The following is a 22,469-nucleotide window of genomic DNA, read 5'->3' as shown; positions in this document are numbered from 1 at the left end:
AATGGTAGCAATTAATCTTCCCTAAAACTAAAGCTATAAAATTAAGGGCTAAATCTATAATCATAGATTTAGTCCTTTTAATTAGTAAAATAAAAAGAGAAGCTCTCTTTTATTCAGCTTCTCTTTGATTTTTATCATTTACTTTTCAATCTATGTAATTTAGAACGGAATATCGTCATCAAATCCATCCATTGGTGGCTCAGCCTGTGGTGCAGCTTGTTGTGGAGCTGGGCGAGATGATTGATAACTATTACCATTGTTAGTTTGACGAGCTTGGTAAGAAGGTTGTGGTGAAGATCCCATCTCATTAGAGAAACCACCTGCGTTTTGATTACGCCCACCAAGCATTTGCATTACATCGCCTTGAATTTCTGTGGTGTAGCGATCTTGACCGTTTTGATCTTGCCATTTACGTGTTTTTAAACGACCCTCCACATACACTTGAGAGCCTTTGCGTAAATATTCGCCGCAAATCTCTGCTTGACGACGATAGAATACAATGCGGTGCCATTCTGTTACTTCACGGCGTTCGCCAGTATTACGGTCGTTCCAGCTTTCACTGGTTGCTACGCTGATATTTGCAACGGCATCGCCGTTTGGCATAGTACGAATTTCAGGATCATTACCTAAATGACCTACAATAATGACTTTATTAATTCCAGCCATAAAAAAACCTCATTTTTTATCTAAAAAAGTGCGGTTATTTTGCCTGAAATTTTTTAAAAGATCTATATATTTTAACTGGATATTTGCACAGATATTAAAATATGCGATAATGATCGCAAAATTTACATTTATTTTATACTTTTGAGTTATTTTATGGAAAATATCGATATTCGCGGGGCTAGAACCCATAACCTGAAAAATATTAATTTAACTATTCCACGCAATAAACTTGTGGTAATTACTGGGCTTTCAGGTTCGGGAAAATCCTCTTTAGCCTTTGATACACTTTATGCGGAAGGGCAACGCCGCTATGTTGAATCTCTTTCGGCGTATGCACGTCAATTTTTGTCTTTAATGGAAAAGCCTGATGTGGATTCTATTGAGGGACTTTCCCCTGCAATTTCCATTGAACAAAAATCTACCTCACACAATCCACGTTCTACGGTGGGAACAATTACGGAAATTTACGATTATTTACGTTTATTGTTTGCACGAGTAGGGGAGCCGCGTTGTCCCGATCATAATATTCCATTAACGGCACAAACGATTAGTCAAATGGTGGATAAAGTATTAAGTTTGCCAGAAGACAGCAAGATGATGTTACTTGCGCCAGTTGTCAAAAATCGAAAAGGCGAACATCTCAAGATTTTAGAAAATATTGCTGCGCAAGGTTATATTCGTGCGCGTATTGATGGCGAAATTTGCGATTTATCTGATCCGCCAAAATTAGCCTTACAGAAAAAACATACTATTGAAGTAGTGGTTGATCGTTTTAAAGTGCGGTCAGATTTAGCAACACGTTTAGCCGAATCTTTTGAAACCGCATTAGAGCTTTCTGGTGGCACTGCAATTGTGGCAGATATGGATAATCCGAAAGCAGAAGAATTAGTTTTTTCGGCAAATTTTGCTTGTCCGCATTGTGGTTATTCTGTGCCAGAATTAGAGCCTCGTTTATTTTCCTTTAACAATCCTGCAGGTGCTTGCCCAACTTGTGATGGCTTGGGTGTGCAGCAATATTTTGATGAAGATCGTGTGGTGCAAAATCCAACTATTTCTCTTGCTGGTGGTGCGGTAAAAGGTTGGGATCGTCGTAATTTCTATTATTATCAAATGCTTACATCATTGGCGAAACATTATCATTTTGATGTTGAAGCGCCCTATGAATCTTTGCCAAAGAAAATTCAACACATCATTATGCAGGGTTCAGGAAAAGAGGAAATTGAATTCCAATATATGAATGATCGTGGCGATGTGGTTATTCGCAAGCATCCTTTTGAAGGGATTTTGAATAATATGGCTCGCCGATATAAAGAAACAGAATCAATGTCGGTGCGTGAAGAATTAGCGAAAAATATTAGCAATCGACCTTGTATAGATTGTGGCGGTTCTCGTTTGCGACCCGAAGCACGTAATGTGTATATTGGAAAAACCAATTTGCCGATAATTGCGGAAAAAAGCATTGGCGAAACCCTCGAATTTTTTACCGCACTTTCTCTCACTGGTCAAAAAGCGCAAATTGCGGAAAAAATTCTTAAAGAAATCCGCGAGCGTTTGCAGTTTTTAGTCAATGTTGGTTTGAATTATCTTTCTCTTTCTCGTTCTGCAGAAACCCTTTCAGGCGGTGAAGCTCAACGTATTCGCCTTGCGAGTCAAATTGGTGCGGGACTTGTTGGCGTAATGTATGTATTAGATGAACCCTCTATTGGCTTGCACCAACGTGATAATGAACGCTTACTTAATACGTTAATTCATTTGCGTAATCTTGGTAATACGGTAATTGTCGTGGAGCACGATGAAGACGCGATTCGTGCAGCTGACCATATTATTGATATTGGACCTGGTGCTGGCGTGCATGGCGGACAAGTTATTGCGCAAGGAAATGCCGATGAAATTATGCTCAATCCAAATTCCATCACGGGAAAATTTTTATCGGGCGCAGATAAAATCGAAATCCCGAAAAAACGCACCGCACTTGATAAGAAAAAATGGCTCAAACTTAAAGGTGCATCAGGTAATAACTTAAAAAATGTGAATTTAGATATTCCCGTTGGTTTGTTTACTTGCGTAACTGGTGTGTCTGGTTCAGGAAAATCCACACTTATTAATGATACTTTATTTCCACTTGCGCAAAATGCATTAAATCGAGCCGAAAAGACGGATTACGCACCTTATCAATCTATCGAGGGATTAGAACATTTCGATAAAGTTATTGATATTAACCAAAGCCCGATTGGACGCACGCCACGTTCAAATCCAGCCACTTATACAGGCTTATTTACCCCAATTCGCGAGCTTTTTGCAGGTGTGCCAGAGGCACGTGCGCGCGGTTATAATCCTGGGCGTTTTAGCTTTAACGTAAGGGGTGGACGCTGTGAAGCCTGTCAGGGCGATGGTGTACTCAAAGTTGAAATGCACTTTTTGCCCGATGTTTATGTTCCTTGCGACCAATGTAAAGGCAAACGCTATAATCGTGAAACCTTAGAAATTCGTTATAAAGGCAAAACAATTCATCAAGTTTTAGATATGACAGTGGAAGAAGCTCGCGAGTTTTTTGATGCGATTCCAATGATTGCAAGAAAATTACAAACCTTGATAGATGTGGGATTATCCTATATTCGATTAGGTCAATCTTCCACAACACTTTCAGGCGGTGAAGCCCAACGCGTTAAGCTAGCGACTGAGCTTTCTAAACGTGATACGGGTAAAACTTTGTATATTCTAGATGAACCGACGACTGGTTTGCATTTCGCTGACATTAAGCAATTACTTGAAGTACTGCATCGATTACGCGATCAAGGAAATACTATCGTCGTCATTGAACACAATCTTGATGTGATTAAAACCGCAGACTGGATTGTCGATCTTGGCCCAGAGGGAGGCAGTGGCGGCGGACAAATTATTGCGACGGGTACACCAGAGCAAGTTGCTAAAGTAAAAAGCTCCCACACCGCTCGCTTCCTTAAACCGATTTTAGAAAAATCTTAGAAAAAATGACCGCACTTTCAGAGAAAACTCACATAAAGTGCGGTTATTTTATTAGTGATATTGTTTTAACTTTAGTCGCCTATGTAAATTATATACAATATTACCACATCGCAAGATTAGATTACCCACTAAGTATTAAGCAAAAACCTAGAAATTTTGGCTTAATTACTATATAGTTTTACTCATTTATTTTCTTTTGTGCCTTTTAGTTCGTTTTTTAGCTGAAATCCCTTAGAAAATCACCGCACTTTTATTGTTCAATAGTCGTTTAACCACGTATTTTTTAATACGAAAAATTACTTAATTAAATAAACATTATGAAAAAAACTGTATTTCGTCTTAATTTTTTAACCGCTTGCATTTCATTAGGGATAGTATCGCAAGCGTGGGCAGGTCATACTTATTTTGGGATTGACTACCAATATTATCGTGATTTTGCCGAGAATAAAGGGAAGTTCACAGTTGGGGCTAAAAATATTGAGGTTTACAATAAAAATGGAAATTTAGTTGGCACATCAATGACAAAAGCCCCGATGATTGATTTTTCCGTGGTGTCGCGTAACGGCGTGGCGGCATTGGTGGGCGATCAATATATTGTGAGCGTGGCGCATAATGTAGGTTATCGCGATGTTGATTTTGGTGCAGAGGGAAGCAATCCCGATCAGCACCGTTTTTCTTATAAGATTGCAAAACGGAATAATTATAAAAACGATCAAACGCATCCTTATGAGAAAGACTACCACAACCCACGCTTACATAAATTTGTTACGGAAGCCACCCCAATCGATATGACTTCTGATATGAACGGCAACAAATATACAGATAGGACGAAATATCCCGAACGCGTGCGTATCGGCTCCGGGTGGCAGTTTTGGCGAAACGATCAAAACAACGGCGACCAAGTTGCCGGCGCATATCATTACCTGACAGCAGGCAATACACACAACCAAGGCGGAGCAGGGGGCGGCTGGTCAAGTCTGAGCGGCGATGTGCGCCAAGCGGGCAATTACGGCCCCATTCCTATTGCAGGCTCAAGCGGCGACAGCGGTTCGCCTATGTTTATTTATGATTCGGAAAAACAAAAATGGTTGATTAACGGCGTATTGAGGACCGGCAACCCTTGGGCGGGGACAGAGAATACATTCCAACTGGTACGCAAGTCTTTTTTTGATGAAATCCTTGAAAAAGATTTGCGTACATCGTTTTATAGCCCATCGGGCAATGGTGCATACACCATTACAGACAAAGGCGACGGCAGCGGCATTGTCAAACAACAAACAGGAAGACCATCTGAAGTCCGCATCGGTTTAAAAGACGACAAATTACCTGCCGAAGGTAAAGACGATGTTTACCAATACCAAGGTCCAAATATATACCTGCCTCGTTTGAATAACGGTGGAAACCTGTATTTCGGAGATCAAAAAAACGGCACTGTTACCTTATCAACCAACATCAACCAAGGTGCGGGCGGTTTGTATTTTGAGGGTAACTTTACGGTATCTTCAGAAAATAATGCAACTTGGCAAGGTGCTGGAGTGCATGTAAGTGAAGATAGCACCGTTACTTGGAAAGTAAATGGCGTTGAAAATGATCGCCTTTCTAAAATCGGTAAAGGCACATTACACGTTAAAGCCAAAGGGGAAAATAAAGGTTCGATCAGCGTGGGAGATGGTAAAGTCATCTTAGAGCAGCAGGCAGACGATCAAAACAAAAAACAAGCCTTTAGTGAAATAGGCTTAGTTAGTGGCAGAGGGACTGTTCAATTAAACGATGACAAGCAATTTGATACCGATAAATTTTATTTCGGCTTTCGTGGTGGTCGCTTAGATCTTAACGGGCATTCATTAACCTTTAAACGTATCCAAAATACGGACGAGGGGGCGATGATTGTGAACCATAATACAACTCAAGTCGCTAATATTACTATTACTGGGAACGAAAGCATTGTTCTACCTAATGGAAATAATATTAATAAACTTAATTACAGCAAAGAAATTGCCTACAACGGTTGGTTTGGCGAAACAGATAAAAATAAACACAATGGACGATTAAACCTTATTTATAAACCAACCACAGAAGATCGTACTTTGCTACTTTCAGGTGGCACAAATTTAAAAGGCAATATTACTCAAGAAGGCGGCACTTTAGTGTTTAGTGGTCGCCCAACGCCACACGCTTACAATCATTTAAATCGCCCAAACGAGCTTGGGCGACCTAAAGGCGAAGTGGTTATTGATGACGATTGGATCAACCGCACATTTAAAGCTGAAAACTTCCAAATTAAAGGCGGAAGTGCGGTGGTTTCTCGCAATGTTTCTTCAATTGAGGGAAATTGGACAGTCAGCAATAATGCAAATGCCACATTTGGTGTTGTGCCAAATCAGAAAAATACCATTTGCACGCGTTCAGATTGGACAGGATTAACGACTTGTAAAACAGTTGATTTAACCGATACAAAAGTTATTGATTCCATACCGACAACACAAATTAATGGCTCTATTAATTTAACTGATAATGCAACAGTGAATATTCATGGTTTAGCAAAACTTAATGGTAATGTCACTTTAATAAATCATAGCCAATTTACATTGAGCAACAATGCCACCCAAATAGGCAATATCAAACTTTCAAATCACGCAAATGCAACAGTAGATAATGCCACGTTAAATGGTAATGTGAATTTAACGGATTCTGCTCAATTTTCTTTAAAAAACAGCCATTTTTCGCACCAAATTCAGGGCGACAAAGACACAACAGTGACGTTGGAAAATGCGACTTGGACAATGCCTAGCGATGCCACATTGCAGAATTTAACGCTAAATAATAGTACTGTTACGTTAAATTCAGCTTATTCAGCTAGCTCAAATAATGCGCCACGTCACCGCCGTTCATTAGAGACGGAAACAACGCCAACATCGGCAGAACATCGTTTCAACACATTGACAGTAAATGGTAAATTGAGCGGGCAAGGCACATTCCAATTTACTTCATCTTTATTTGGCTATAAAAGCGATAAATTAAAATTATCCAATGACGCTGAGGGCGATTACACATTATCTGTTCGCAACACAGGCAAAGAACCCGAAGCCCTTGAGCAATTAACTTTGGTTGAAAGCAAAGATAATAAACCGTTATCAGACAAACTCAAATTTACTTTAGAAAATGACCACGTTGATGCAGGTGCATTACGTTATAAATTAGTGAAGAATGATGGCGAATTCCGCTTGCATAACCCAATAAAAGAGCAGGAATTGCGCAATGACTTAGTAAGATCAGAGCAAGCAGAACAAACATTAGAAGCCAAACAAGCTCTGACTACTGAAACACAAACAAGTAAGGCAAAAAAAGCGCGGTCAAAAAGAGCATTGAGAGCAGCGTTTTCTGATACCCCGATTGATCAAAGCCAGTTAAACGTATTACAAGCCGCACTTGAAGTTATTAATGTCCAACAACAGCAAACAGAAAAAGAACGTCAAGCTCAAGAGGAACAAGAGAAAAAACAACGCAAACAAAAAGAATTGATCAGCCGTTACTCAAATAGTGCGTTATCGGAGTTGTCTGCAACAGTAAATAGTATGCTTTCCGTTCAAGATGAATTGGATCGTCTTTTTGTAGATCAAGCACAATCTGCTGTGTGGACAAATATCGCACAGGATAAAAGACGCTATGATTCTGATGCATTCCGTGCTTATCAGCAGAAAACGAACTTGCGTCAAATTGGGGTGCAAAAAGCCTTAGCCAATGGACGAATTGGGGCGGTTTTCTCGCATAGCCGTTCAGATAATACCTTTGACGAACAGGTTAAAAATCACGCGACATTAACGATGATGTCTGGTTTTGCCCAATATCAATGGGGCGATTTACAATTTGGTGTAAACGTGGGTGCGGGAATTAGTGCGAGTAAAATGGCTGAAGAACAAAGCCGAAAAATTCATCGAAAAGCGATAAATTATGGTGTGAATGCAAGTTATCAGTTCCGTTTAGGGCAATTGGGTATTCAGCCTTATTTGGGTGTTAATCGATATTTTATTGAACGTGAAAATTATCAATCTGAAGAAGTGAAAGTGCAAACACCGAGCCTTGCATTTAATCGCTATAATGCTGGCATTCGAGTTGATTATACGTTTACCCCGACAAATAATATCAGCGTTAAGCCTTATTTCTTCGTCAATTATGTTGATGTTTCAAACGCTAACGTACAAACCACTGTAAATCGCACGATGTTGCAACAATCATTTGGGCGTTATTGGCAAAAAGAAGTGGGATTAAAGGCAGAAATTTTACATTTCCAACTTTCCGCTTTTATCTCAAAATCTCAAGGTTCACAACTCGGCAAACAGCAAAATGTGGGCGTGAAATTGGGGTATCGTTGGTAAAAATCAACATAATTTTATCGTTTATTGATAAACAAGGTGGGGCAGATCAGAGCCCACCTTTTTTATTCCAATAATGGAACTTTATTTTATTAAAGGTATCTAAGTAGCACCCTATATAGGGATTAATTAAGAGGATTTAATAATGAATTTAACTAAAATTTTACCCGCATTTGCTGCTGCAGTTGTATTATCTGCTTGTGCAAAGGATGCACCTGAAATGACAAAATCATCTGCGCAAATAGCTGAAATGCAAACACTTCCAACAATCACTGATAAAACAGTTGTATATTCCTGCAATAAACAAACTGTGACTGCTGTGTATCAATTTGAAAACCAAGAACCAGTTGCTGCAATGGTAAGTGTGGGCGATGGCATTATTGCGAAAGATTTTACTCGTGATAAATCACAAAATGACTTTACAAGTTTCGTTTCTGGGGATTATGTTTGGAATGTAGATAGTGGCTTAACGTTAGATAAATTTGATTCTGTTGTGCCTGTAAATTTAATTCAAAAAGGTAAATCTAGCGATAACATCATCGTTAAAAATTGTGATGTAAACGTAAAAGCAACTAAAAAAGCAAATTTATAATTAATCCCAAATGACCAGCATAATTGCTGGTTATTTTATCTTCCCCGAGGGGAGATTTTTTCTTGAGATCATTTTCAATTCAAACTAGACTTACCGCCTATTTTATTTAACCTAAATTTTGTTATGCGTGTTTCAGACTTTAACTTTGATTTACCCGATAAATTAATTGCTCGTTATCCTAAAACTGATCGTGTTTCTTGTCGTTTATTACAGTTAAATGGCGAAAACGGAGAAATTTCTCACCGCACTTTTTCTGATGTATTAGATTTAATTGATGAAGGCGATTTGTTGATTTTTAATAATACGCACGTTATTCCTGCAAGAATGTTTGGGCGTAAAGCCAGTGGTGGAAAAATTGAAGTTTTAGTTGAGAGAATGTTAGACGAACATCGTTTCTTAGCGCATATTCGTTCATCGAAATCCCCTAAAGAAGGGGCTGAATTATTTTTAGGTGAAGATAAATTAGGCGAAAATAATGGCATTAAAGCGGTAATGACAGCACGCCATAGTTCGTTGTTTAAAGTGGAATTAAGTGATAAATCAACCGCTCTTTTAGATGTGTTGCAAGCCATTGGACATATGCCATTACCGCCTTATATTGACCGTCCAGATGAAAAAGCTGATCAAGAATGTTATCAAACGGTTTATAGTAAAGTCCCAGGCGCAGTCGCGGCACCAACAGCGGGCTTACATTTTGATGAAAATTTACTTGAAAAACTCAAAGCGAAAGGCGTGAATTTTGAATTTGTTACATTACACGTAGGCGCGGGTACATTCCAGCCTGTTCGTGTGGAAAATATTGAAGATCACGTAATGCACGCAGAGTACGTGGAAGTTTCTCAAGAAGTTTGCAATGCGATTATTGCAACAAAAAAAGCGGGCAAACGTGTAATTGCAGTGGGAACAACTTCCGTTCGTTCTATTGAAAGTGCGGCACTTTCTGCGGAAGAATTTGGCAACCCTGATTTAATTGAGCCTTATTTTTCTGATACCGCTATTTTTATTTATCCAGGGAAAAAATTCCGAGTGGTGGATTGCTTAATTACTAATTTCCACTTACCTGAAAGCACATTGATTATGTTAGTTTCAGCTTTTGCTGGTTATAAAAATACAATGAATGCTTATAAAAGTGCGGTCGAAAATCACTATCGTTTTTTCAGTTATGGTGATGCGATGTTTATTACTAAAAATCCAAATGTAAAAGGATTAGAATAAGTTGTTTGACTTGTAATTAGTCAGCACCTACAATAAAGAACAAGAGATGGCTGTAACCATCCCTTGTGTCGGAGAATCTACCTGCCAGCGCTACCTTTCAATAGTAGGCAAAGTAGAATAACAATGACTAGTTTAATAATAAGATTAATCATAGTTTTTATCCTCAATTTGATTACAAATGAAGGATCTACTAAGCAGCCCGTCAGGTGCGTACTGGCGGACTGATTTTAGCAGATCCGCCTCTGCTCAAAGAGCATTAAAAATATGATAGCATAAAGCCTGTAACTTTGAACAGGCTTTTTTATTCATAAAAATCTTCGAACTGTTTATTCGTTGGAGCTAAAATGAAGTATGAATTAGATAAAATAAGCGGCAGTGCTCGTCGTGGTCGTTTAGTATTTGAGCGTCCACAAGGCACGTTCAGTGTAGAAACCCCTGCATTTATGCCAGTAGGTACTTATGGCACGGTAAAAGGCATGACGCCAGAAGAAGTGCGTGCGACAGGTGCAGAAATTCTTTTGGGTAACACTTTCCATTTATGGTTACGTCCAGGGCAAGAAATTATGCGTAAACACGGCGATTTGCACGACTTTATGCAATGGCATCGCCCGATTTTGACTGACAGTGGCGGTTTCCAAGTATTCAGTTTAGGTAAATTACGTAAAATTACAGAAGAAGGCGTGAAATTCCAAAACCCAATTAACGGCGAGCGCATTTTCCTTTCGCCTGAAAAATCTATGGAAATTCAATATGATCTCGGCTCAGATATTGTGATGATTTTTGATGAATGTACACCATATCCTGCAACGTTTGATTATGCGAAAAAATCTATGGAAATGTCACTTCGTTGGGCAAAACGTAGCCGTGATCGCTTTGATGAATTAGGCAATAAAAATGCGCTATTCGGTATTATTCAAGGCGGCGTATTTGAAGAATTACGCAAAGTATCACTAGAAGGCTTAGTGAATATTGGCTTTGACGGTTATGCGGTGGGCGGTTTAGCTGTTGGCGAGCCGAAAGAAGATATGCACCGCATTTTAGAATATATTTGCCCACAAATTCCTGCGGATAAACCACGTTATTTAATGGGCGTGGGTAAGCCAGAAGATTTAGTGGAAGGTGTTCGCCGTGGTATTGATATGTTTGATTGCGTAATGCCAACCCGTAACGCACGTAACGGCCATTTATTCGTGACTGATGGCATTGTTAAAATCCGTAATGCAAAATATCGTGATGATACCAGTCCGTTAGATCCTGAATGTGATTGCTACACCTGCAAAAACTACACCAAAGCTTATTTATATCATTTAGATAAGTGTGGTGAAATTTTAGGCGCACGCTTAAATACCATTCACAATTTACGCTATTATCAACGTTTAATGGCTGAAATTCGTCAAGCAATAGAAGATGATCGTTTCGATGATTTTGTAGTAGAATTCTATGCTCGTATGGGCAAACCCGTTCCGCCATTACAATTAGCAGATAAATCATAATGAATGAAAGTGCGGTAGAAAAATGAAACGTTTTTTGACCGCACTTTTTAACAAAGGAAACTTTATGCAAATTCTTGAACCTCAACAATTCGCCACATGGAATGAACCTATTGAAATGCTTTATGCCTGCCATAGCAAGGTAAAACGTTTTTGTCGTCAGTTAAGCATTTTGCCTGATTATCTAGAAAAACACGGCTATACTCAGGCTGTATTAAATGATGTTGAGCAGATTTTAAGCTATTTCAATCGTGCCGCGCCTTTACATCACGATGATGAAGAATTAGATTTTTTCCCTCAACTAGTCAAAGTGGCTCCGCAAGCACAAAGTGCCATTGATGAATTGGAACAACAGCACAAAAATTTGCATGAAAATTGGAATGCATTATCTGCGCAGTTAGAAGAACTTATTTCTGAACAACGTCAAAATATTGATGAACATTTAATTGAACGCTTTGTTCAAGGTTATGAACGTCATATTACGTTAGAAGAACCTTTATTTGAGATGGGGCGAGAATTTTTAGCTGATGATGTGTTGTCTGAAATGGGTAAAAATATGAGCATTCGTCGTCAAGTTACAGAATGAAATATCAGCTCAATTTAACCGCACTTCGATGCCCAATTGCTCTTTTAAGTGCCAAAAAAGCCTTAAAAAATTTGGATAAAAATGATGAACTAATGTTGATCTTAAACATTGAAAGTGCGGTGGAAAATTTTTCTATTTTTGCCGAAGAAAATTCTGTTGCTTTGGTCGAACAATATTACACTTCGGAAAAAGAATTTATTGTTATCTTGAAAAAATAAAATTAATGTACTAGATAATAACTCAAAAACTATTTGCTTATAGATGTAATCGAAGTCAGTAAATTCAAGCATTTTAAAACCAATTTCTGACTATTACGCACTTACTGTCTCTTTTAATCGTAATGCCGTTAAAAAAGATCAGCAAATTAATAGTTTTTCAAAACCAGTCTGCAATTATGACTTTCCATGATACCTTGTGTTATCGCACGATCCATTATTACACCGATAATCTGGTGTATTTTTTTTGAGCGTGTTACTTCTATCTGCTATTTTTTCACAAATGCTAACTAACTCTTTTACTTTTATTTCTGATAGATGCTTATCACCAATATAAGGGAAGATATAATTTTTCAATCTTTCCCAATTCTTTTCTCGTGTTTCTGAATTTTTAGCCTTTTCTTTATAAATGCCATAAAAATAACTTTCTGCAACAGAATGAAAAGTATATTTTAAGCAGTTTTCATATTATTGTTGAATGCGTATTTTTTCTTCTTGTGGTTCGATACCTTTCGAAAGTAACGCACGATATTCTTCACGTTTAGCACGGGCATCTGCTAACGATAATTCTGGATAACCGCCTAAGGCTATTTTTGTTCTTTTCCCTGTGAGTGGTCTAGCGTAGTTAAATCGCCAGCTTTTAGAACCACTAGGTAAGATTAGATATGAGGGGTTAAAGTGCTATAAACCCTTGTGAAACCTGGATAAAACAAAACCCCACGATTAGTTTCGCGGGGCTTTGTTTAGTCAAATGGTGCTCTGGGCGAGACTTGAACTCGCACGACCTGTGGTCACTACCCCCTCAAGATAGCGTGTCTACCAATTCCACCACCAGAGCGTTAATTTTTATGCTAATCCTATTTTATTGTGGGATGTCGCTATTTTTATTTTCTTTCGCTGGAGCAGTTTGTTGTTGCTGAACTTGCTCTGCAGCTTGTGATAAATCGTCAAAAGCACCTTTTTGAATATTGCCTTTATGTGAATTCATGTTACCTAAAACAAGAGCAATAACAAAAAATGCAGTTGCTAAAATCGCACTGGTACGTGTTAAAAAGTTACCTGCACCAGCAGAGCCAAACATTGTACCTGATGCGCCACCACCAAAAGATGCACCAGCGTTCGCTCCTTTACCTTGTTGAACGAGAATAAACCCGATCAAGGCAATCGCGACAACAACATAAATAAATAAAAGAACTTGATACATTTTTTCTCTCTAATTTGCAATTTTGCAAGAAAACTGGTCGTGAATGTTATAGAAAATTCAATTTTCTCGCAAGTGCTTTGCATAAAAAAAATATTAATTGGTTTAACTTTAATCAGTTTCACCGTTTGATTTACTCGATTTTTTTACCGCACTTTTAGGTTTTGCTCTATCAGATTTAATCATTTTAATGCGACTTAATTGTCTTAATGCATTAAGATCTACAAAACGGACTAAATCAGGCAGCATTTGATTCAAGTTATGCATAAATTGCTGATAGCTTGCTTGTTTTTGACTAATGTCTGTGAGTTGCGATTCCCAATGAGCTGTCATATCTGGTTGGGTGGCAATATCTGGTAATGCCTGAATTAAAATTCTTCCTGTTTCTGTACTGTGAATATTTCGCCCTTTTTTCGTTAAAAAACCGCGTTTAAAAAGTAACTCAATGATGCCAGCGCGAGTAGCCTCTGTGCCCAATCCATCCGTTTCTCGCAGGATTTTTTTGAGTTCTTTATCCTGTACAAATCGCGCAATACCCGTCATTGCTGAAAGCAAGGTTGCATCTGTGAAAGGCTTTGGCGGTTGAGTTTTTTTACTAATGACTTCTCCACGTTCACAATGCAAAATTTGTCCTTTCTTTACTATGGGTAATAAGGGTTCTTGATTTTCTGTGTCGTCTTCTTTGCCTAATAACTCTTTCCACCCAGCGGTTTGTAAATTTCGCGCTTGAGCTATAAAGGTACCGCCAGCAATGTTTAATGTGATTTTGCTTTTACGATATTCTGCGTCAGGGCAAAATTGCATTAAATATTGGCGAGCGATAAGGCTGTAAATATTACGTTCTTCTTGTGTTAGATTTACTGGACGATTTTTGGCTGTCGGGATAATTGCGTGGTGAGCTTCTACTTTTTTATCATTCCAACAACGATTTCTCTGTTCAGTTGAAATAACATTTGGTAAGCGTTGATAAGTTTCACAATGGGTTGAAATTGCATTTAATACGTTATGGCGTTCGGCAAAATGTTCTTCGGGCAAATAGCGACAATCAGAACGCGGATAAGTAATCAAACGATGAGTTTCATACAGGCGTTGGCAAGTATCTAATACGGCTTGAGCGGACATACCGAATCGCTTTGCCGAATCAATTTGCAACGCAGAAAGGGAATAAGGCAAGGGTGGCGTTTCTTTTTCACGAACGTCTTTGTATTCGGTTACTTCCGCAGGTTGATTTGTAATACGTTTTACAACGTTTTCAGCTAAGCCTTTAGAAAGTACTCTGCCATCATCATCTTGGTAATCTTCACAAGCTTTGCTGGGTTGCCATAAGGCACTGAAAAGTGCGGTTGATTTCTCCCGAGTTTTTTCTTCTTTACTCTCTGGATTAATCCAAGCTAGTACTTCAAAAAAGTCTTTGGGCTGGAAATGTTCAATTTCCAAATCTCGACGTACAATTAAACCCAGCACAGGGGTTTGCACTCGACCAACCGAAAGCACGCCATCATAGCCAGTTTGTCTGCCACGAATGGTATAGGCTCTGGTCATATTAATGCCATAAAGCCAATCGGCGCGGGCTCGTGCGAGTGCGGATGTGGCAAGAGGAATAAAGTTACGGTTAGGTTGTAATTTTTTTACTGCTTTTTCTACCGCACTTGGATTTAGGTCGCTAATCAAGCAGCGTAAAATTTTGTCGCGTTTTTCAGCAGCTAAATTGGCATAACTGAACACTTCATCTACAAGTAATTGTCCTTCTCTATCTGGGTCTCCTGCATTAACAAGTGTATCCGCTTGATGGATCAGTTTTTCCACCACAGAAAGCTGTTTTTTTACTTCTTTTCGCGGTAAAAGTTGCCATTTTTCAGGAATAATAGGGAGATGTTCTAAACGCCATTGTTTGAATTTAGGATCATAGGCATCGGGTTCTGCTTGCTCGAGCAAATGCCCTACACACCAAGTTACCACATCATTATCGCCACATTTAATAAAACCGTCCCCACGTTGATGGGGTTTAGGTAGCACATCTGCAATAGCGCGAGCTAGGCTTGGTTTTTCGGCGATAAATAAACGCATAATGGTATGAGAAGATTAGTCGATTTGACGACGACCTAGAAATGAGTGGGTAAGCGTTGTGCCGTCTACAGTTTCTAGGTCCCCACCCACAGGGATACCGTGAGCGATACGACTCACTTTGATATTATGTTGGCGGCACATTTCAGCGATGTAGTTTGCTGTTGCATCGCCTTCCACAGTTGGATTTGTTGCAAGAATCACTTCGTGGAAAGATTCTTCTACTAAACGTTTTTGCAGTAAATCTAAGCCAATTTCACGAGGACCAATGCCATCAAGTGGAGACAAGTGTCCCATTAAAACAAAATAACGTCCTGAAAATTGTCCAGTTTGCTCAATCGCTTGAATATCTGCTGGCATTTCAACGACACAAAGCAAACCTGAATTTTGACGGCGTGGATTATTGCAAATGTTGCAGGTGTCTTCTTCCGTAAAGTCTCGACATTGTGAACAATGGCCAATTCTAGACATCGCTTCTGTGAGAGCTCGAGCTAAATTCATTCCACCGCTACGATTACGTTGTAAAAGATGATAAGCCATACGTTGCGCCGATTTAGGCCCTACGCCAGGAAGACAACGTAAGTTTTCAATAAGGTGTTCTAAAAGTGGACTGCTTTGCATAATTTGAGATGAAATATAAGGCTACTTTTCGCTCCCTCTATTTACGGAGGAAGCTACCGAAGGCTTGGGGGGAACCCCCTTCCGTCGCTTTGCGACACCTTCCCCCGCAAGCAGGGGAAGACAAGTGTTTGATTAAAACGGAAACTTCATTCCTGGAGGTAATGGCATTCCAGCGGTAACCGATGCCATTTTTTCTTTTTGTAATTCTTCTGCACGACGCACCGCATCATTAAAAGCAGCCGCGATTAAATCTTCTAACATTTCTTTATCGTCTTCCATTAAAGATGGATCAATGTCAATGCGACGGCAGTTATGTGCACCATTAATTGTGATTTTCACTAAACCCGCACCAGATTCACCCGTTACTTCTAGTTGTGCGATTTCTTCCTGCATTTTTTGCATTTTTTCTTGCATTTGTTGGGCTTGTTTCATTAAGCCGCCTAAACCGCCTTTTCCAAACATAATGTTATCCTTTATTAAGTCAAAAATTGCGTGCATTCTAGCGAAAAAATGGGCTTTTGGGAACTGTAGGATTTATTTAAAATCTTAGAAAATCTTACCGCACTTTTAGCGGTGAAATTTAGTGGTGTTTAGAATGGAGAATTATTCTGGTGTAATCCATTCGACAGTCCAGCTTCCTGTGCCTTCTGGAACTAATGTTTTTGTGAGATAAGGCAAAATTTCTTTCATTTGAGTTTCTAATGTCCAAGGTGGATTAATTACTACCATACCGCTTGCCGTCATTCCTCGTTGATCGCTATCAGGGCGAATGGCGAGTTCAATTTTTAGAATTTTTCTAATCCCCGTTGCTTCTAAGCCCTTAAAAATACGTTTAGTTTGTTGGCGTAATACAACGGGATACCAAATCGCATAAGTGCCAGTGGCAAAACGCTTATAGCCTTCTTCAATGGCTTTGACAACAAGATCATAATCTTCTTTTAATTCATAAGGCGGATCAATTAGCACTAAGCCACGGCGTTCTTTTGGTGGTAGTGTTGCTTTGACTTGTTGAAAGCCATTGTCACATTTTACGGTGACATTTTTGTCGTCGCTAAAATTATTGCGAAGGATTGGATAATCGCTAGGATGAAGCTCGGTCAATAGTGCGCGATCTTGTGGGCGCAACAATTCAGTGGCAATTAATGGAGAACCCGCGTAATAACGTAGTTCTTTGCCACCATAATTGAGTTTTTTGATCATTTTTACATAACGTGCAACATCTTCGGGTAAGTTTGTTTGATCCCACAAGCGTCCAATACCTTCTTTATATTCCCCCGTTTTTTCTGATTCGTTTGAGGATAAACGATAACGCCCCACGCCAGAGTGCGTATCTAAGTAAAAAAAGCCTTTTTCTTTGAGTTTAAGATTTTCCAAAATAAGCATTAAGACGATATGTTTTAAGACATCGGCGTGATTGCCTGCGTGAAATGAGTGACGATAACTCAGCATAATATATTCCTTATTTGTTTAATAACGAAGGCGAGCCAATAGACTCGCCCTATTACACACTAAAGTGCGGTCATTTTTAGAAGAGTTCTTGTGGTTGCGTCGCTGGTGTATTGCCTTCATTATTCAAGCGTTGCTGTAACTCTGTAGGAACGTAATAACCACGCTCTTGCATTTCCGAAAGATAGGTACGTGTCGGTTCAGTACCTACAATAAAGTATTCTTTGCGTCCACCGTTTGGAGAAAGCAAACCTGTCAAAGTATCAATGCTTTTTTCCACAATTCTTGGCGGCAGTGTCAATTTACGTTCTGGCTTATCACTTAAAGCCGTTTTCATATAAGTGATCCAAGCAGGCATTGCTGTTTTTGCACCCGCTTCTCCACGCCCAAGTACACGTTTGTTGTCATCAAATCCAACATAAGTTGTAGTGACTAAGTTTGCACCAAATCCCGCATACCAAGCCACTTTTGAACTGTTGGTGGTACCTGTTTTACCGCCTATATCGCTACGTTTAATGCTTTGTGCAATACGCCAACTTGTGCCTTTCCAGTCTAAACCTTGTTCGCCATAAATTGCCGTATTTAAGGCACTACGAATGAGAAAAGCAAGTTCGCCACTAATGACTCGTGGTGCATATTCTATTTTCGACGAAGCATTTTTTGCTGCAGCCATTAAATCAATCGCATCTTCTTTAAGTGCGGTCATATTTGATTGTAATTCTGGCAATTCAGGCACAGTTTCAGGTTGTTGATCTAATTCTTCGCCATTGGTGCTGTCATCTGTTGGTTTTAAGGCACTCTCGCCTAAAGGAATATTGGCAAAGCCGTTGATTTTGTCTTTAGTTTCGCCATAAATCACAGGTATATCATTACATTCAATGCAAGCAATTTTAGGGTTTGCGACAAATAATTCTTTTCCTGTATTATCTTGAATTTTTTCAATGATATAAGGTTCAATGAGGAAGCCACCATTATCAAACACGGCATAAGCTCGCGCCATTTCTAATGGTGTGAAAGAGGCAGCACCAAGTGCTAAGGCTTCACTTGCAAAATATTGATCACGTTTAAAACCAAAACGTTGTAAAAATTCTGCTGTGAAATCAATACCTGCCGTTTGGATCGCACGAATAGCAATCATATTTTTGGATTGACCTAATCCTACGCGTAAACGCATTGGACCATCATAACGATCAGGCGAGTTTTTCGGTTGCCACATTTTTTGTCCCGGTTTTTGAATAGAAATCGGGCTGTCTTGTAATACACTAGAAAGCGTTAAGCCTTTTTCTAATGCTGCCGCGTAAATAAATGGTTTAATAGAAGAACCCACTTGAACTAAAGACTGTGTGGCTCGATTGAATTTACTTTGTTCATAACTAAATCCGCCCACCACTGCTTCAATCGCGCCATTATCTGAATTAAGAGAAACCAATGCTGAATTTGCTGCGGGAATTTGTCCTAATTGCCATTCCCCATTAGCACGCTGACGAATCCAAATTTGCTCGCCGACTTTCACAGGATTGCTTCTGCCTGTCCAACGCATTGCATTGGTTGATAAGGTCATTTTTTCTCCAGAGGCAAGCAATATATCAGCACCGCCTTTTGCAATTCCAATCACTGCCGCAGGAATAAATGGCTCTGAATCTGGCAATTTGCGTAGAAAACCGACAATGCGATCATTGTCCCAAGCGGCTTCATTTTTTTGCCATAATGGTGCACCACCGCGATAACCGTGACGCATATCATAATCAATCAAGTTATTACGCACAGCTTTTTGTGCTTCATCTTGGTCTTTTGAAAGTACAGTGGTAAATACTTTATAACCACTGGTGTAGGCATTTTCTTCTCCAAAACGGCGAACCATTTCTTGACGCACCATTTCAGTGACATAATCAGCACGAAATTCAAATTTTGCGCCGTGATAACTCGCCACAATCGGCTCTTTCAATGCAGCATCATATTCTTCTTTGCTGATGTATTTTTCATCTAACATACGGCTTAGCACCACATTGCGACGTTCTTCTGAACGTTTTAGCGAATAAAGCGGATTCATTGTTGAAGGTGCTTTAGGTAAACCAGCAATAATCGCCATTTCAGATAAGGTCAATTCATTCAATGCTTTACCGAAATAGGTTTGTGCCGCTGCTGCAACACCATAAGAACGATAGCCTAAAAAGATTTTGTTTAAATAAAGCTCTAAGATTTCTTGTTTGTTGAGGGTATTTTCAATTTCTACCGCAAGCACCGCTTCACGAGCTTTACGAATAATAGTTTTTTCTGGGGTTAAGAAAAAGTTACGCGCTAATTGTTGAGTAATCGTACTTGCACCTTGTGATGCACCGCCATTACTCACTGCGACAAATAATGCACGGGCAATGCCGATAGGGTCTAATCCGTGATGATCGTAAAAACGATTGTCTTCCGTTGCTAAAAATGCGTCAATTAAGCGTTGCGGTACATCAGCTAATTTCACTGGAATACGGCGTTGCTCGCCCACTTCGCCAATTAATTTACCGTCAGCCGTATAAATCTGCATTGGTTGTTGTAATTCAACGGTTTTTAATGTTTCTACTGAGGGCAATTCCGATTTTAGGTAGAAATACAGCATTCCACCAGCCACTAAACCTAAAATACATAAAGTTAATAGGGTGCTTAATATTAATTTTGCGATCCGCATCGTAAAATTCTCGCTTGGTTAATGAATATTCTTGTCAAGAGACCTATGATTTAGTTGTTAAGTATAAAAGATTCAGCCTTTAAAGAATAGGAAAGAATATGCAATTCTCCCTGAAAAATTACCTCACTTTACAAATCGGCATTCATCGTAAGCAGGGTTATTTTGATTTTGTGTGGTTTGATGATCTTGAACAGCCACAAAGTTATCAAATTTTTGTTAATGATCGTGATTTTAAAAATCGTTTTTTACAACAGCTAAAAACACAATATCAAGGGAAAACCTTTCCTTTACAGTTTGTGGCAAGCATTCCCGCTCACTTAACTTGGTCGAAAGTATTAATGTTGCCACAAGTGTTAAATGCGCAAGAATGTCATCAACAATGTAAATTTGTGCTTGAAAAAGAGCTGCCTATTTCTTTAGATGAATTATGGTTTGATTATCGTTCTACCTCGTTAAAGCAAGGTTTTCGATTAGACGTTACTGCAATTCGTAAAAGTACTGCTCAAACTTATTTGCAAGATTTTCAGCCATTTAAAATTAATGTATTGGATGTTGCGTCAAATGCTATTTTGCGTGCATTTCAGTATTTGTTGAATGAACAAGTGCGGTCAGAAAATACCTTATTTTTATTTCAAGAAGATGACTATTGTTTGGCGATTTGTGAAAGATCGCAGCAATCGCAAATTTTACAATCTCACGAAAATTTGACCGCACTTTATGAACAATTTACCGAACGTTTTGAAGGGCAACTTGAACAAGTTTTTGTGTATCAAATTCCCTCAAGTCATACGCCATTACCAGAACACTGGCAGCGAGTAGAAACAGAACTCCCTTTTATTGCACTGGGCAACGCGCTATGGCAAAAAGATTTATATCAACAAAAAGTAGGTAACTAAATGTCGATGAATTTATTGCCTTGGCGTACTTATCAACATCAAAACCGTTTACGTCGTTTAGCTTTTTATATCGCTTTATTTATCTTGCTTGCTATTAATTTAACTTTGGCTTTTAGTAATTTAATTGAACAACAGAAACAACATTTGCAGGCGCAACAAACATCTTTTGAACAACTTAATCAGCAACTTTATAAAACCGCCAAGAAAATTGAACAGTTGCGTAGTGCAGTGCAGGTTGGCGAAATTTTGACATCTATTCCTAAAGAGCAAGTAAAAAAGAGTTTACAGCTGCTAAGTGAATTACCTTTTCAGCAAGGAGAACTGAATAAATTTAAACAAGATGCTCATAACTTAAGTTTGGAAGGTCTCGCACAAGATCAAAGAGAATTTGAACTGATTCATCAATTTTTAAAGAAACATTTTCCCAATGTGAAATTAAGCCAGTTTCAACCTGAACAACAGTCATTGTATTTTCTCTTTGATGTGGAACAAGTTGGAGAAGATAAGTGAAAACCTTTTTTAACGATCCTTTTACTCCTTTTGGCAAATGGCTAAGTCAGCCTGTTTATATACAGAGTTTAACCTTTTTGTTGTTATTAAGTGCGGTGATTTTTCGCCCTGTTTTAGATTATATCGAGGCTAGTGAGCATTTTGCTGAAACTGAATATGAATTAGCAAAGAAAAGTTCGGAATTTCTACATCAACAGAAAATTTTAACTTCTTTACAGCAGCAGTCGGAAAGTCGAAAACTTTCTCCAGAACTGGCTGCACAAATTATTCCTTTGAATAAACAAATTCAACGTTTAGCTGTGCGTAACGGATTATCTCAGCATTTACGTTGGGAAATGGGGCAACAGCCCATTTTGCATTTACAGCTTATTGGGCATTTTGAAAAAACGAAGACATTTTTAACCGCACTTTTAGCTAGTACGTCACAGCTTTCAGTAAGTCGGCTGCAATTTATGAAACCCGAAGACAGCCCATTGCAAACCGAGATTATTTTTCAGCTAGAGAAGGAGACAAAATGAAGTATTGGTTTTTCCTAACTGCATTGCTTTTTATAAATTGCAGTTGGGGGCAGGATCCTTTCGATAAAACACAACGTAACCGTTCTCAGTTTGATAACGCACAAACAGTAATGGAACAGACAGAAATAATTTCCTCAGATGTACCTAATAATCTATGCGGAGCGGATGAAAATCGCCAAGCGGCTGAAATTCCCTTGAATGCTTTAAAATTGGTGGGCGTAGTGATTTCTAAAGATAAAGCGTTTGCGTTATTGCTGGATCAGAATTTGCAAATTTACAGTGTTTTAGAGGGTGTTGATGTGGCTCAAGAGGGCTATATTGTAGAAAAAATCGACCAAAACAATGTTCAATTTATGCGCAAGCTCGGAGAGCAATGTGATAGTAGTGAATGGAAAAAATTAAGTTTTTAAAGGAAGA

20 protein-coding genes and 1 tRNA gene are annotated in these 22,469 nt (G+C 38.9%); 11 read left to right on the top strand and 10 right to left on the bottom strand.

From position 1 onward, the window contains the following. Positions 1-159: 159 nt before the first annotated feature. Positions 160-666, bottom strand: a complete 507-nt coding sequence (locus tag DQN24_RS03025; protein ID WP_012054898.1) for a single-stranded DNA-binding protein — start codon at positions 664-666, stop codon at positions 160-162. 153 nt (positions 667-819) lie between these two features. Here DQN24_RS03025 and uvrA point away from each other — a divergent pair, with 153 nt between their 5' ends. From uvrA to DQN24_RS02990, 7 genes are all read left to right on the top strand, one after another. Further along, entirely contained in the window at positions 820-3,651 is a 2,832-nt protein-coding gene (gene uvrA / locus DQN24_RS03020; RefSeq protein ID WP_111695371.1) for an excinuclease ABC subunit UvrA, read from the top strand. A gap of 317 nt (positions 3,652-3,968) precedes the next feature. Next, positions 3,969-8,027, top strand: a complete 4,059-nt coding sequence (hap, locus tag DQN24_RS03015; protein WP_111695370.1) for an adhesion and penetration autotransporter Hap — start codon at positions 3,969-3,971, stop codon at positions 8,025-8,027. Positions 8,028-8,169: 142 nt separating this feature from the next. After that, on the top strand, positions 8,170-8,616 hold the full coding sequence (locus DQN24_RS03010; protein ID WP_005668223.1) for a hypothetical protein: 447 nt from the start codon (positions 8,170-8,172) through the stop codon (positions 8,614-8,616). A 123-nt stretch (positions 8,617-8,739) separates the two neighbouring features. Beyond that, positions 8,740-9,831 carry a tRNA preQ1(34) S-adenosylmethionine ribosyltransferase-isomerase QueA gene (gene queA / locus DQN24_RS03005; protein ID WP_111695369.1) on the top strand — a complete coding sequence of 364 codons (1,092 nt, stop codon included), beginning with the start codon at positions 8,740-8,742 and terminating at the stop codon, positions 9,829-9,831. A gap of 344 nt (positions 9,832-10,175) precedes the next feature. Continuing rightward, positions 10,176-11,324 (top strand): tRNA guanosine(34) transglycosylase Tgt, encoded by a 1,149-nt coding sequence (gene tgt / locus DQN24_RS03000; protein WP_021034370.1) that lies wholly within the window; start codon positions 10,176-10,178, stop codon positions 11,322-11,324. Between the two features lie 64 nt (positions 11,325-11,388). Next, positions 11,389-11,907, top strand: coding sequence for a hemerythrin domain-containing protein (locus DQN24_RS02995; protein ID WP_041175236.1), 519 nt, complete (start codon positions 11,389-11,391; stop codon positions 11,905-11,907). Continuing rightward, positions 11,904-12,125, top strand: coding sequence for a sulfurtransferase TusA family protein (locus DQN24_RS02990; RefSeq protein ID WP_021034372.1), 222 nt, complete (start codon positions 11,904-11,906; stop codon positions 12,123-12,125). The genes DQN24_RS02995 and DQN24_RS02990 overlap by 4 nt, the downstream gene beginning before the upstream one ends. A 174-nt stretch (positions 12,126-12,299) precedes the next feature. On the opposite strand, the gene DQN24_RS09265 is transcribed toward DQN24_RS02990, so the two are convergent. From DQN24_RS09265 to DQN24_RS02950, 9 genes are all read right to left on the bottom strand, one after another. Then, positions 12,300-12,533, bottom strand: coding sequence for a phage integrase central domain-containing protein (locus DQN24_RS09265; protein ID WP_416212903.1), 234 nt, complete (start codon positions 12,531-12,533; stop codon positions 12,300-12,302). A 57-nt stretch (positions 12,534-12,590) separates the two neighbouring features. Further along, positions 12,591-12,782: an integrase arm-type DNA-binding domain-containing protein gene (locus tag DQN24_RS08975; RefSeq protein ID WP_172453994.1), complete on the bottom strand. Its 192-nt coding sequence runs from the start codon at positions 12,780-12,782 to the stop codon at positions 12,591-12,593. A 92-nt stretch (positions 12,783-12,874) separates the two neighbouring features. Next, positions 12,875-12,960, bottom strand: a tRNA-Leu gene (locus tag DQN24_RS02980). Positions 12,961-12,984: 24 nt separating this feature from the next. Beyond that, complete coding sequence (gene secG, locus DQN24_RS02975; protein ID WP_021034373.1) at positions 12,985-13,326, bottom strand: preprotein translocase subunit SecG; 342 nt, start codon at positions 13,324-13,326, stop codon at positions 12,985-12,987. 108 nt (positions 13,327-13,434) lie between these two features. Further along, positions 13,435-15,390 carry a DNA topoisomerase III gene (locus DQN24_RS02970; RefSeq protein ID WP_111695368.1) on the bottom strand — a complete coding sequence of 652 codons (1,956 nt, stop codon included), beginning with the start codon at positions 15,388-15,390 and terminating at the stop codon, positions 13,435-13,437. 15 nt (positions 15,391-15,405) lie between these two features. Further along, positions 15,406-16,008 carry a recombination mediator RecR gene (gene recR, locus DQN24_RS02965; RefSeq protein ID WP_021034375.1) on the bottom strand — a complete coding sequence of 201 codons (603 nt, stop codon included), beginning with the start codon at positions 16,006-16,008 and terminating at the stop codon, positions 15,406-15,408. A 132-nt stretch (positions 16,009-16,140) separates the two neighbouring features. Further along, a complete protein-coding gene (locus DQN24_RS02960; protein ID WP_005629464.1) occupies positions 16,141-16,470 on the bottom strand; it encodes a YbaB/EbfC family nucleoid-associated protein in 330 nt (109 codons plus the stop codon). A gap of 141 nt (positions 16,471-16,611) precedes the next feature. Next, on the bottom strand, positions 16,612-17,457 hold the full coding sequence (locus tag DQN24_RS02955; RefSeq protein ID WP_111695367.1) for a 23S rRNA (adenine(2030)-N(6))-methyltransferase RlmJ: 846 nt from the start codon (positions 17,455-17,457) through the stop codon (positions 16,612-16,614). 76 nt (positions 17,458-17,533) lie between these two features. Next, entirely contained in the window at positions 17,534-20,128 is a 2,595-nt protein-coding gene (locus DQN24_RS02950; RefSeq protein ID WP_110430713.1) for a penicillin-binding protein 1A, read from the bottom strand. Positions 20,129-20,226: 98 nt separating this feature from the next. Here DQN24_RS02950 and DQN24_RS02945 point away from each other — a divergent pair, with 98 nt between their 5' ends. The 4 genes from DQN24_RS02945 to DQN24_RS02930 are packed head-to-tail and all read left to right on the top strand — an operon-like array spanning position 20,227 to position 22,462. Then, a complete protein-coding gene (locus DQN24_RS02945; RefSeq protein ID WP_110430714.1) occupies positions 20,227-21,024 on the top strand; it encodes a pilus assembly protein PilM in 798 nt (265 codons plus the stop codon). Then, positions 21,025-21,534, top strand: a complete 510-nt coding sequence (locus DQN24_RS02940; protein ID WP_111695366.1) for a competence protein B — start codon at positions 21,025-21,027, stop codon at positions 21,532-21,534. Continuing rightward, positions 21,531-22,052 (top strand): competence protein C, encoded by a 522-nt coding sequence (locus tag DQN24_RS02935; RefSeq protein WP_111695365.1) that lies wholly within the window; start codon positions 21,531-21,533, stop codon positions 22,050-22,052. Before DQN24_RS02940 ends, DQN24_RS02935 begins: the two co-directional genes overlap by 4 nt. After that, a complete protein-coding gene (locus DQN24_RS02930; RefSeq protein ID WP_021034381.1) occupies positions 22,049-22,462 on the top strand; it encodes a pilus assembly protein PilP in 414 nt (137 codons plus the stop codon). Before DQN24_RS02935 ends, DQN24_RS02930 begins: the two co-directional genes overlap by 4 nt. Positions 22,463-22,469: the final 7 nt, after the last annotated feature.

This window comes from Haemophilus influenzae (assembly GCF_900475755.1).
Classification (GTDB): domain Bacteria; phylum Pseudomonadota; class Gammaproteobacteria; order Enterobacterales; family Pasteurellaceae; genus Haemophilus; species Haemophilus influenzae_D.
The sequence above is the reverse complement of the archived record's forward strand: the minus strand, read 5'-3'. Positions and strand labels throughout refer to the sequence as shown.

Bases quoted from the DNA above. Each gene is read 5' to 3' on its own strand.
- DQN24_RS02970 (WP_111695368.1), bottom strand. From the start codon at position 15,390: ATGCGTTTATTTATCGCCGAAAAACCAAGCCTAGCTCGCGCTATTGCA.
- queA (WP_111695369.1), top strand. From the start codon at position 8,740: ATGCGTGTTTCAGACTTTAACTTTGATTTACCCGATAAATTAATTGCT.
- DQN24_RS02995 (WP_041175236.1), top strand. From the start codon at position 11,389: ATGCAAATTCTTGAACCTCAACAATTCGCCACATGGAATGAACCTATT.
- DQN24_RS02945 (WP_110430714.1), top strand. From the start codon at position 20,227: ATGCAATTCTCCCTGAAAAATTACCTCACTTTACAAATCGGCATTCAT.
- recR (WP_021034375.1), bottom strand. From the start codon at position 16,008: ATGCAAAGCAGTCCACTTTTAGAACACCTTATTGAAAACTTACGTTGT.
- DQN24_RS02990 (WP_021034372.1), top strand. From the start codon at position 11,904: ATGAAATATCAGCTCAATTTAACCGCACTTCGATGCCCAATTGCTCTT.
- DQN24_RS03010 (WP_005668223.1), top strand. From the start codon at position 8,170: ATGAATTTAACTAAAATTTTACCCGCATTTGCTGCTGCAGTTGTATTA.
- DQN24_RS02930 (WP_021034381.1), top strand. From the start codon at position 22,049: ATGAAGTATTGGTTTTTCCTAACTGCATTGCTTTTTATAAATTGCAGT.
- DQN24_RS02950 (WP_110430713.1), bottom strand. From the start codon at position 20,128: ATGCGGATCGCAAAATTAATATTAAGCACCCTATTAACTTTATGTATT.
- hap (WP_111695370.1), top strand. From the start codon at position 3,969: ATGAAAAAAACTGTATTTCGTCTTAATTTTTTAACCGCTTGCATTTCA.
- DQN24_RS03025 (WP_012054898.1), bottom strand. From the start codon at position 666: ATGGCTGGAATTAATAAAGTCATTATTGTAGGTCATTTAGGTAATGAT.
- DQN24_RS02960 (WP_005629464.1), bottom strand. From the start codon at position 16,470: ATGTTTGGAAAAGGCGGTTTAGGCGGCTTAATGAAACAAGCCCAACAA.
- tgt (WP_021034370.1), top strand. From the start codon at position 10,176: ATGAAGTATGAATTAGATAAAATAAGCGGCAGTGCTCGTCGTGGTCGT.
- DQN24_RS02940 (WP_111695366.1), top strand. From the start codon at position 21,025: ATGTCGATGAATTTATTGCCTTGGCGTACTTATCAACATCAAAACCGT.
- DQN24_RS02955 (WP_111695367.1), bottom strand. From the start codon at position 17,457: ATGCTGAGTTATCGTCACTCATTTCACGCAGGCAATCACGCCGATGTC.
- secG (WP_021034373.1), bottom strand. From the start codon at position 13,326: ATGTATCAAGTTCTTTTATTTATTTATGTTGTTGTCGCGATTGCCTTG.
- uvrA (WP_111695371.1), top strand. From the start codon at position 820: ATGGAAAATATCGATATTCGCGGGGCTAGAACCCATAACCTGAAAAAT.